Annotated in this window: 11 protein-coding genes; 6 read left to right on the top strand and 5 right to left on the bottom strand. The window is 68.3% G+C overall.

Annotated features, from left to right (window positions below; genetic code table 11):
* Positions 1 to 84 precede the first annotated feature (84 nt).
* Complete coding sequence (locus HPA01S_RS11015; RefSeq protein WP_066269844.1) at positions 85 to 1095, bottom strand: fumarylacetoacetate hydrolase family protein; 1011 nt, start codon at positions 1093 to 1095, stop codon at positions 85 to 87.
* 234 nt (positions 1096 to 1329) lie between these two features.
* Here HPA01S_RS11015 and HPA01S_RS11010 point away from each other — a divergent pair, with 234 nt between their 5' ends.
* The 3 genes from HPA01S_RS11010 to HPA01S_RS11000 all read left to right on the top strand — a co-directional run bounded on the left by HPA01S_RS11010 (position 1330) and on the right by HPA01S_RS11000 (position 3869).
* Positions 1330 to 2211 (top strand): IclR family transcriptional regulator, encoded by an 882-nt coding sequence (locus HPA01S_RS11010; RefSeq protein WP_084360614.1) that lies wholly within the window; start codon positions 1330 to 1332, stop codon positions 2209 to 2211.
* Positions 2208 to 3431 carry a DUF3108 domain-containing protein gene (locus tag HPA01S_RS11005; protein WP_066269838.1) on the top strand — a complete coding sequence of 408 codons (1224 nt, stop codon included), beginning with the start codon at positions 2208 to 2210 and terminating at the stop codon, positions 3429 to 3431. Before HPA01S_RS11010 ends, HPA01S_RS11005 begins: the two co-directional genes overlap by 4 nt.
* A gap of 153 nt (positions 3432 to 3584) precedes the next feature.
* Positions 3585 to 3869 (top strand): BTH_I0359 family protein, encoded by a 285-nt coding sequence (locus HPA01S_RS11000; RefSeq protein ID WP_066269836.1) that lies wholly within the window; start codon positions 3585 to 3587, stop codon positions 3867 to 3869.
* Between the two features lie 90 nt (positions 3870 to 3959).
* On the opposite strand, the gene HPA01S_RS10995 is transcribed toward HPA01S_RS11000, so the two are convergent.
* Together HPA01S_RS10995 and HPA01S_RS10990 are read right to left on the bottom strand one after the other, a co-directional pair.
* Entirely contained in the window at positions 3960 to 4220 is a 261-nt protein-coding gene (locus tag HPA01S_RS10995; protein ID WP_066269834.1) for a DUF2789 domain-containing protein, read from the bottom strand.
* A 181-nt stretch (positions 4221 to 4401) separates the two neighbouring features.
* Positions 4402 to 5436 carry an AbrB family transcriptional regulator gene (locus HPA01S_RS10990; protein WP_370670988.1) on the bottom strand — a complete coding sequence of 345 codons (1035 nt, stop codon included), beginning with the start codon at positions 5434 to 5436 and terminating at the stop codon, positions 4402 to 4404.
* Positions 5437 to 5562: 126 nt separating this feature from the next.
* On the opposite strand from HPA01S_RS10990, the gene HPA01S_RS10985 reads away from it, so the two are divergent.
* Positions 5563 to 6384, top strand: a complete 822-nt coding sequence (locus HPA01S_RS10985; RefSeq protein WP_066269870.1) for a ChaN family lipoprotein — start codon at positions 5563 to 5565, stop codon at positions 6382 to 6384.
* A gap of 142 nt (positions 6385 to 6526) precedes the next feature.
* Here HPA01S_RS10985 and aptA read toward each other — a convergent pair whose 3' ends face one another.
* Positions 6527 to 7867, bottom strand: a complete 1341-nt coding sequence (gene aptA, locus HPA01S_RS10980) for an omega-aminotransferase AptA (protein ID WP_066269832.1) — start codon at positions 7865 to 7867, stop codon at positions 6527 to 6529.
* Between the two features lie 123 nt (positions 7868 to 7990).
* Here aptA and purU point away from each other — a divergent pair, with 123 nt between their 5' ends.
* Positions 7991 to 8839 carry a formyltetrahydrofolate deformylase gene (gene purU, locus HPA01S_RS10975; RefSeq protein WP_066269830.1) on the top strand — a complete coding sequence of 283 codons (849 nt, stop codon included), beginning with the start codon at positions 7991 to 7993 and terminating at the stop codon, positions 8837 to 8839.
* 79 nt (positions 8840 to 8918) lie between these two features.
* Positions 8919 to 9788: a LysR substrate-binding domain-containing protein gene (locus HPA01S_RS10970; protein ID WP_066269825.1), complete on the top strand. Its 870-nt coding sequence runs from the start codon at positions 8919 to 8921 to the stop codon at positions 9786 to 9788.
* 120 nt (positions 9789 to 9908) lie between these two features.
* Here HPA01S_RS10970 and HPA01S_RS10965 read toward each other — a convergent pair whose 3' ends face one another.
* Entirely contained in the window at positions 9909 to 10331 is a 423-nt protein-coding gene (locus tag HPA01S_RS10965) for an Hsp20/alpha crystallin family protein (RefSeq protein ID WP_066269822.1), read from the bottom strand.
* Positions 10332 to 10531 lie beyond the last annotated feature (200 nt).

Here is a 10531-nt window from a genome sequence, read left to right as displayed (position 1 = left end):
CGCGCCCCCCCAGGGGGCGGCACTGGCGGCCCGGCAAAGCCGGTTCCGCGGTGCCCTGGATGGGGTCGCCTCGCTCGCCGACGCTCAGCGTTCGACTTCAACCACCGTCTGGTCGATCGCGCCGAACACGCTCTGGCCGTCCTTGCCCTTGATCTCGATGCGGATGGTGTCGCCGAACTTCATGTACGCCGTGGCCGGCTTGCCGTCGAGGATGGTTTCGATGGCGCGCTTCTCGGCGATGCAGCTGTAGCCCTTGACCCATTCCTTCTTGCCGTCTTTTTCCACGGCGCGGTTGCTGATGGTGCCGCTGCCCACGATGCTGCCGGCGCGCACGTTGCGCGTCTTGCAGATATGGGCGACCAGCTGGCCGAAGTGGAAGGTCATTTCCTCGCCGGCGTCGCACAGGCCCACGGTGCGGCCGTTCCACTGGGTCTGGATGGTCAGGTGCAGCTTGCCACCGCTCCAGGTGTCGCCCAGCTCGTCGGGCGTCACGGCCACGGGGCTGAAGGCGGTGGAAGGCTTGCTCTGGAAGAAGCCGAAGCTCTTGGCCAGTTCGTCGGGGATCAGGTTGCGCAGGCTCCAGTCGTTGGCGATCATGATCAGGCGGATGCCGTCGATGGCCCGCTCGGGCGTGGTGCCCATGGGCACGTCCCCGGTCACCACGGCAATCTCCGACTCGAAGTCGATGCCCCAGGCCTCGTCGCGGAACGGCGCGGCGTCACGCGGGCCCAGGAAGTCGTCGCTGCCGCCCTGGTACATCAGCGGCTCGGTGTAGTAGTTGGCCGGCACTTCGGAGTTGCGCGCCAGCCGCACCAGCTCCACGTGGTTGATGTAGGCCGAACCGTCGGCCCACTGGTAGGCGCGCGGCAGCGGCGCCATGCACTGGGCCGGATCGAACGGGAACGCATGGCGCGCCTTGCCCTGGTTGAGGGTGACGTACAGGTCTTGCAACTGCGGGCTGATGAAGTTCCAGTCGTCCAGCGCCTGCTGCAGGGTGTGGGCGATGCCGGTCGCATAATGCGCCGTGCTCAGATCGCGGGAAACCACCACCAGTTGTCCATCACGCGAGCCGTCTTTGTATGTGGCGAGTTTCAAGCAATTCTCCTGCTGCGGGGTTGGGTGGAGCGGGACGGAAGGTCCCCCTCGAGCGCGAATCGGTGGCACACTGCATGGCACACAGCCATTACGAATAGTAAAACCGATTCACCTATTCGTAAGGGCCGGATTCTAGAGCAAAGCCCGCGGCGGCGCTGGAATTCCCCTGCCCGCCGGCCCGTTGCGGAACCTCGAGCACCGCCTGCCCTCCAACCTCTCGTGTTGCTTCTTCACATGCCCGTTGCCCCTCGCCCTGCAGCCGCCGCCCCCGTTTCCCATGAAGACGCCGAGCCCTTGCGCGCCGGCATCCAGTCGGTCGAGGTCGGTTTCGAACTGCTCGACGCCCTGTCGCAGGCGCCGGGTGCGCTGATGTTGCGCGACCTGGCTGCCGCCGCCGGCATGAGCGCGGCCAAGGCGCACCGGTACCTGGTGAGCTTCCAGCGCATGGGCCTGGTGGTGCAGGACCCGGTGAGCACGCGTTACGACCTCGGCCCGGCCGCGCTGCGCATCGGCCTGGCCAGCCTGGCCCGCATCGACGCCGTCAAGCTCGCGCGCGAGCGCGTCGACGCCCTGCTGGCCGAGACCGGCCACACCCTGGCCATCGCAGTCTGGGGCAACCAGGGCCCGACCATGGTGCACTGGATCGAAGCGCCGCAGAGCGCGGCCGTCACGCTGCGCCTGGGCGACGTGATGCCGCTGCTGACCTCAGCCACCGGCCGCTGCTTCGCGGCCTTCATGGGCCACGAGGGCCGCGACGCACAACGCATCTCCCCCATGGTGCGCGACGAACTCGCGCGCCTGAAGAAACTGCCACGCAACAACGAACTGCCGCTGGTGGACGTGCCGCAGTCCTTGCAGGAGGTGCAGGCCCTGCTCGACGACACCCGCCAGCGCGGCCTCTCGCGCGTGGTGCACAGCCTGCTGCCCGGCGTCGCGGGTTTCTGCGCGCCGGTGTTTGACGCCCAGGGCCGGCTCGCACTCGGCCTGGTGGTGCTGGGCTCGGTCGCCACGCTCGACACCGAGTGGCAGGGCGTGCCCGCCACCGCCCTGCTGCGTTGCGCACAACAGCTCAGCGCCGACCTGGGGCACCGCAGCCCCGCACCCGACAAGGCATGAATCCCAACAAGCCAGCCACCCCATCCGTTGCGCCGCGCTGGCCCACGCTGTCTGCGCTGGTGCTGGCGGTGCTGGGCCTGCACGCCGTGCTGCTCACCGGCGGCCTGCCCCTGAACCTGCTGGCGGCCACCGTGCTGCCCGACGGCACGGCACCCACCCCACACACCGAACCGAAAGCGCCGAGCCCGACAGACAGCGCCATCACCGCCGCCGCGCCGCGCGCGCCGCTGCCGGCCGCGGTGCAGGTCAGCACCGTGCGCTGGATCGTGCCGGCACCGGCACCCGAACCCGCGCCGGTGGTGGTGGCACCGCCCCGGCCCAAGCCGGTCAAGCGCGTGGCCCCGAAGCCCGCGCCCGTGGAGCCGGTGGTGGTGGCACAAGCGCCCGCCGCACCGGAGCCCGAGCCACAGGCCCAGCCCGAGCCGACGCCGGTGCCCGTCGCCGCCGACCTGCCGCCACCTGCCGCCCCCGCACCACCAATACTGGCGCAGGCGGAAGCGCCCGCGCCCGCCCCCGCAGAGGCCCCGGCCGCACCGGCTGCCGAGCACACGCCGCCCGCCACCAAGACGGCAGCCGCATTGCCGCCGGCACAGGCGCCCGCGAGTGCGCGCCTGCCTTACGACGTCACCGGCAGCATCAAGGGCATTCACTACAAGGCCCAGGGCACGCTGGACTGGACGTTGGCCGACGGCCGCTACGACGCGCGCATGGAGATGCGCGTGATGCTGCTCGGCAGCCGCTCGCAGACCAGCACCGGCCGCGTCGGCCCGCACGGCCTGGAGCCCGAACGTTTCGGCGACAAGAGCCGCAGCGAGAAGGCCGCGCACTTCGACGCGGCGCAACACACCATCCGCTTCAGCAGCAACGCGCCCGAGGTGCCGCTGTTGCCCGGCGCACAGGACCGCCTGAGCCTGTTCATGCAGATCGCCGCCTTGCTGCAGGCCCGGCCTCAGGCCTACGCGGCGGGGCAGACGATCGAGATGCAGGTGGCCGGCACCGGGGACGCGCCGGTCTGGCAGTTCCAGGTGGGTGAAGAAAGCAGCATCACGGTGCCCGCAGGTGAGTTCAAGGTGCGCCACCTGGTGCGCCAGCCGCGCAAGGAGTTCGACAGCACGGTCGAGATGTGGCTCGCGCCCAGCCTGCACCACCTGCCGGTGCGACTGCGCGTGACGCAGGCCAATGGCGACGTCGCCGACCAGCAATTGAACCAAATGCCTTAATGCGGGCCCGGCAATGTGCCGAAAAACACACGCATCTTGAAGTCCTGGGGAACGTCTCCACTTAAAGCTGCATCTGACCTGTGTATCGCCGTCTTTTTGCCGATATAAGGTCTACAGGAACGCAGTTTTTTTTACCCTTCAAGGATTTCAGTCATGCACATGCTTTACGACTCGGATGCCTTCGCTGTGGTCCACATCCTGGCCAACGCGCCCTCCGAAGGCGACACCGAAGTGGCCGAAGGCCCGCAGATGCCGCGCCATGGTTTTGAAATCGTGGACAAGCGCTCGGGCAAAGAGGTGTACCTCGACGGCTCATGGGCCGAAATGTTCCAGATCCAGATCACCGCCTGGCAACAAAGCACGCCTTCGCAGGAAGAGGTGGAAGACACGCTTGAGGGTTATGCCACGCTGGCCCAGATGCCGGTCGTGATGCACTGAACACCACACGGCACCGCGCCAGAAAAAAAGACCGCTGAGGCGGTCTTTTTTGTTGCCCGCGCCACAGATGCGTGGCGCCGTTCGCCGCGATCAGAGCGACGCCGCCTGCCGTTGCACCGCGTCTTCGTGCAGGGATTCGCTGAGCTGGTCGACCACCAGCGACCAGGGCGCGTCGGCCTTGATCTGTTCGGCCAGGAACTGGCGTTGTGCGTCGTTCCAGTACGGCGCGTCGCAGATGGCGACATCGGCCTCGAGCTGGTGCGCCTTGATGAAACGGGCAATCGCCGCGTCATCGGCCTCCAGGCCGAGTTGCAGGAACAGATTGCTCATGCGGGGTTGTGCAGTGATCATGGGAACCTCCTTCGAAAACGATTGGGCCCACCACCGGCCGCGGCAACGATGTGCCATCGTTGCGCGGACCGTGCGCAGCAGGTGCGCCTGTCTGCCATTCTGCCGCAGCGACACCAACGCCAAGCCCGTGGGCCGCGATGACCCGCCGTGCTGCTGAGGAAAGCGTACAGGCCCGCGAGCGCTAAGGTAAAGAGGGCGTGCGGCCTTGGCGCCAGTGGTACACCGGCTCGACCAGCACCAGCACGGCCACCAACCGGCAGACCTGGAAAGCCGTCACCACCGGCACACCGAGCTGCAGCACCTTGGCGGTGATCGCCATCTCGGCAATGCCACCCGGCGAGGTGCCCAGCAGCATGGTGGCCGGGTGCAGGCCGGTGAGGTGCGACAGGGCCCAGCCGAACAGCGCACACAACAACATCATCACGAAACTCGCCAGCGCCACCGACGCCAGCCAGCGTGGCGCGGTGTGCACGAAGGCCGGCGTGAAGCGCACGCCCAGGCTGACGCCGATCACCAGCTGCGCGGCGTTCGACAACGCGGTGGGTATCGCCGACAGCGTGACACCGCACAAGGTCACCAGCATGGTGGCCACCAGCGCGCCCATGAACCAGGGGTTGGCGCGGCCCAGGCGCTGCATCAGCAGCGCACCGGCCAGGGTGAGGCCGGCCAGCGCCAGCAGGCCGCCGCCGTGCACTTCGCGCGCGCCCAGGGTCAGGGTGTCGAGCCCGCTCACACCCCAGAACTGCAGCGCAAACGGAATCGTCACCGTCACCAGCAACACGCGCAGGCTGTGGGCGGCGGCCACCAGGTCGGTGCGCGCGCCCTGGCGCTCGGCGATCAGCGTCATCTCGGACGCACCGCCAATGGCACTGGCGAAGTAGGTGGTGCTGCGCAACTCCGCCGGCGTGAGCGCGATCAGGTGCCCGGCGTGCACGCGGCGCAACCAGGCGCCGAAGCCCAGCCCCAGCAGCAGGGCCCAGGCGATGCCGAGCGCGATCGCCCACCACAGGCTGGCCACCAGCGCGCCCACCGCGGGCGTGAAGTACAGGCCGAGTGCGGTGCCGATCACCCACTGCCCGCCGTTGCGCAGCGGCGTCCAGCTCTCGGTAGGCGCGCCCAGCATGGACAGCAGCGAGGTCGCCAGCAGCGGGCCGATCATCCAGGGAATGGGCGTGCGCAACCAGACACAGAGGCCGGCGGCCGCAGTGGCGAGCAAGAGGGTCAGCAGGACACGTGGCCACGACGCGGGCCACGATGAAGAAGGGAGGGACACGGGGATGCCAACGGAGAAGGAAGACAGGGCCAGCGGCCGCGCGCCGATGGCTGCGCGTAGTATCCACGCATGAGCTGTGAAACCGCTGTATCCAGGGCATGTGGGCTGGTCGGGCTGCTGGCGCTGGCCGCCTGCGCGCACGCGCCGTCGCGCACGGTGCCCGGCCTGCTGGACACGGTGCTGCCCACGCCGCTGCTGCTGGTGGGCGAACAGCACGACGCAGCCGAACACCAGGCGCTGCAGCGCGACCTGGTGCAGGCCCTGGCCCGGCGCCAGCAACTCGGCGCGCTGGTGATGGAGATGGCCGAACAGGGCCGCGGCACGCAGGGGCTGGACAAGGACGCCGACGAGGCACACGTGCGCGAGGCCCTGGGCTGGAGCGAGCAGAGTGGCTGGCCCTGGCCGAGCTACGGCCCGGTGGTGATGGCGGCGGTGCGCAGCGGCGTGCCGGTGCTCGGCGGCAACCTGCCACGCGCGCAGATGCGCAACGCCATGGCCAACAGCGCGCTGGACGGCACGGTGGACGCGGGCGTGTTGCAGCGCCAGCGCGAGACCATCCGCGACAGCCATTGCGGCCTGCTGCCCGACAGCCAGATCGGCCCCATGACACGCATCCAGCTGGCACGCGACCAGGCCATGGCCCAGGTGGCGGTGCAGGCCATCATTCCCGGCAAGACCGTGCTGCTGGTGGCCGGCAACGGCCATGTGCGGCGCGACCTCGGTGTGCCGCTGCACCTGCCCGCGGGCACCGAGGCCAAGGTGGTGATGGCACAAGCCGGTGGCCTGGCACCCGAGGCCAGCGCGCCATCCCCGTCCGATGCGACCTGGCCCACACCCGCGCTGCCACCGCGCGACCACTGCGAAGAACTCAAACAGCAGATGAAGCGCTGAGAAAGCGCCAAGCCAATCACGGCGTGGCCGGCGCGAGGTGGCTTGCGCCAGGGGCAGCAAGGGTCCGGCTACGCCGGCCCAAGCTGCCGTCCCCCCACCGGGGGGAAGCCGCGTCAACGGCGCAGGGGGGTACTCACCACCGTCAGGCCACCCGCTTCACCGCATCGGCCAGCGCGCCCACCATGGTCTCTATCTGCTCACGCGTCACGATGTAGGGCGGCGCGAACACCAGGTTGTCGCCGGCGTTGCGCACCAGCACACCGCGGTGATAGCAGTCCATGAAGACGTCGAAGGCGCGCTTGCCCGGCGAACCCGGCAGCGGTGCCAGCTCCACCGCCGCGGCCAGGCCCATGCTGCGGATGCCGATCACGTTGGGCAAACCCTTGAGCGCGCTGTGCATGGCGTCGCCCAGCACCGGCGCCATTTCACCGGCGCGCGCGAACAGGTTTTCCTCGCGGTACAGGTCCAGCGTGGCGATGGCGGCGGCACAGGCCACCGGGTGGCCCGAGTAGGTGTAGCCGTGGAAGAACTCGATGGCATGGCCGGGCGCGCTGCCGTGTGCGCCCATCATGGCCTCGTAGATGCGGTCGGTGCAGACCACGCCGCCGAGCGGGAACACGCCGTTGGTGACGGCCTTGGCGAAATTCAGCATGTCGGGCTGCACGCCGTAGTAGTCGGACGCGAAGGCGGTGCCCAGGCGGCCGAAGCCGGTGATGACCTCGTCGAAGATCAGCAGGATGCCGTGCTTGTCGCAGATCTCGCGCAGGCGCTTCAGGTAACCCTGCGGCGGCACGTACCAGCCGGCGCTGCCGGCCACCGGTTCGACGATGACCGCGGCCACGTTGCTCGGGTCGTGCAGCGGCAGGATGCGGTTCTCCAATTCCAGCAGCAGGTCTTCGTCCCACACCGGTTCGGTGTTGTGCACGTAGGCGTGTTTCACCGGGTCGTGGATGAAGCGCAGGTGGTCCACCCGCGGCAGCAGGGCCGCGCCATACACCTTGCGGTTGGCCGGAATGCCACCCACGCTCATGCCGCCGAAGCCGACGCCGTGGTACCCACGCTCGCGGCCGATGAAGACGTTGCGGTGGCCTTCGCCACGCGCCCGGTGGTAGGCCAGCGCCACCTTCATCGAGGTGTCGGCGGCTTCGCTGCCGGAGTTGCAGAACAGCACCTTGTTCAGGTCACCGGGGGCCATGGCGGCAATCATCTCGGCGGCGCGGAAGGCCTTGTCGTTGCTGACGCTGAACGCGGTGCTGTAGTCCAGCGTGTCGAGCTGCTGCTTGATCGCCTCGTTGATCGGCTTGCGGTTGTGGCCGGCGCCGACGCACCACAGGCTGGAGATGCCGTCGATCACCTGGCGGCCGTCGTGCGTGGTGAAGTGCATGCCGTCGGCGGCCACGAAGACGCGCGGGTCTTGCTGGAAGCTGCGGTTGGGCGTGAAGGGCAACCACTGGTTGTCCATGCGTAGATCGTTGTAGGCCATGCGGTGTCTCCTGCGGCATGAGGGGCGGAAACGGCATTTTGTCACCCGCCGCCCGGGCCTGCAGGCTCCACTGGCCGGTGCCCAGCCAGGCCCACCGGGTCTTGCTGCGACAATGCGCACGCCATGAACCACACCTACGTTCTCACCCTCTCCTGCCCGGACCGCCCGGGCATCGTGCATGCCGTCTCGGGTTTTCTGCTGGAGCACGGCGGCAACATCGAAGAGGCCGCCCAGTACAACGACCACGCCACCGGCCTGTTCTTCATGCGCGTGCAGTTCGCCAGCAGCCAGCTCGGCCCGGCCGAACTGCAACAGCGCCTGCAGCAGTTCAGCGAGCCGTTTGCCATGCAGTGGACCCTGCACCCGCTGGCCGAACCGGTGCGCACCGTGATCTTCGTCAGCAAGGAAGGCCACTGCCTCAACGACCTGCTGTTCCGCTGGAAGAGCGGCCTGCTGGGGCTGGACATCCGCGCCATCATCAGCAACCACCGCGACTTCTACCAGCTCGCGGCCGGCTACAACGTGCCCTTCCACCACATCCCGGTGACCGCCGCCACCAAGCCACAGGCCGAAGCGAAACAGCTGGAGATCATCCGCAGCGAAGGCGCCGAGCTGGTGGTGCTGGCGCGCTACATGCAGGTGCTGAGCAACGACCTGTGCCGCGAGCTCTCGGGCAAGGCGATCAACATCCACCACAGCTTCCTGCCCAGCTTCAAGGGCGCCAAGCCCTACTACCAGGCGCACGACCGCGGCGTGAAGCTGATCGGCGCCACCGCCCACTACGTGACGGCCGACCTCGACGAAGGCCCGATCATCGAACAGGACGTGGCCCGCGTGGACCACACCGACACGGTGGAAGACCTGACCGCGCGCGGCCGCGACACCGAGAGCCAGGTGCTGGCGCGCGCCGTGAAGTGGCACAGCGAACACCGGGTGCTGCTCAACGGCCACAAGACGGTGGTGTTCAAGTGAGTCCCATCGCGCTGCTGCGCCCCGGTCCGGCACACGCCGGGGTGGGCAGCGCGCGCCAGCGTTCGAGGAGCGTCATGCGATGACCATCCGGATTCCCCCCATCCAGTGCCTGCTGACCTTCGAGGCGCTGGCGCGCCTGCGCAGCGTCACGCAGACCGGGGAGGAACTCAACGTCACGCCCAGCGCGGTGAGCCACCGCGTGCGCCAGCTCGAACAGATCCTCGGCACCAAGCTGTTCGGCCGCGCCGACTTCTCGCTCACCACCGAAGGCAGCGAGTACCTGGCCCATGTGCGCGAAGGCCTGGGCATCCTGCAGCGTTTCCCGGGGGCCAACGCCACGCCCGGCAAACGCAAGCTCAAGCTGGCTGTCACGCCGACCTTTGCGCGCTCCATCCTGATGCCGCGCCTGCGCCAGTTCACCGAGGCCTACCCGGAGATCGACCTCACGCTGCAGGTGTCGATTCCGCTGCTCGACGTGGTGGCCGAAGACGCCGACCTCACGGTGCGCTACGGCACCGGGCGTTACGCCGACGTGGAACACCTCTGCCTGCTCAAGGACGAGGTGACGCCGCTGGCCTCACCCGCCTACATCCGCGAGAACGGCCCCTTCGATACGGTGGAAAACCTGCAGGGCGCGGCACTGCTGCGCAGCCCGCTGGAACCCTGGCGCACCTGGTTCGCCGCCCACGAGCTGGACTGGCCGGAACCGTTCGACGGCTCCTCGTTCAACGACATCGGCCTGATGTGCGACGCCGCCGCCCAGGGCCTGGGCGTGGCGCTGGTGCGCCTCAAGCTGGGCGCACCCTGGATCGAAAACGGTTCGCTGGAGCGCCTGTCCGAACGCAGCATCCCCTCGCCCCACGCCCACTACCTGTGCTGGCAGGCCGGTGCAATGGAGCGTTGGGAATGCGCGGCGTTCGCCGAGTGGCTCAAGAGAAGCGTGAGCTGAGCGCTGCGCCGCAGCATCTCCGGCGCGCGTGATTCAGTCCAGGGCACCCAAGGATCCGGCTCCGCCGGTCCCAGGGTGCGCCCCCCTTTCAGGGGGGACGCGCGCCAGCGCGGCGGGGGGTTACTCGATCACCAAGCGCTGCGCAGCCGCAGCGGTCTTCTTCGGCAGCGTGAGCTGCAACACCCCGTTTTCGTACTTCGCCCTGGCGCTGCTGTTGTCCACGTCAACCGGCAGTTCGAAGCTGCGCGAGACGGCGCCGTAATAACGTTCGCTGCGCAGCAGCTTGCCGCCTTCAACCTGGCGGTCCTGCTGCTTGATTTCAGCGCGCAGGGTCACCAGCTTGCCGTCGACATTGACCTGGATGTCGTCCTTGGCCACACCGGGCACCTCTGCGTGCAGGGTATAGGCCTCGGGGGTTTCCTGCACGTCGACGCGGATCTGCGCCGGCTGGCCGGCACCATGCAGGGGTTTGACGTAAAACGCGGGCGCAGCGTCGTTGAAGAACTCATCAAGGAAACCGCGGCGTGCAACGAGGGTGCTCATGGAAAACTCCTGTGGAAATGGGTAGGAACCAGGGCGCAACAGGCACCCTGCGATGCACAAAACATGATGTCGCCGGCGAAGGATTTCAAGAGGCCCTGAGGCCCCGCCCATCGAAGCGCTCACGCGCCGATGCAAGATTCTTCAATCCGTCACGCCGGCGTTTGGCCTAGACTGATCCGACCCTTGCAGCCGCCACCACC

Source organism: Hydrogenophaga palleronii NBRC 102513 (genome assembly GCF_001571225.1).
GTDB classification, from domain to species: domain Bacteria; phylum Pseudomonadota; class Gammaproteobacteria; order Burkholderiales; family Burkholderiaceae_C; genus Hydrogenophaga; species Hydrogenophaga palleronii.
This window is presented reverse-complemented; position numbering and strand designations above follow the sequence as displayed.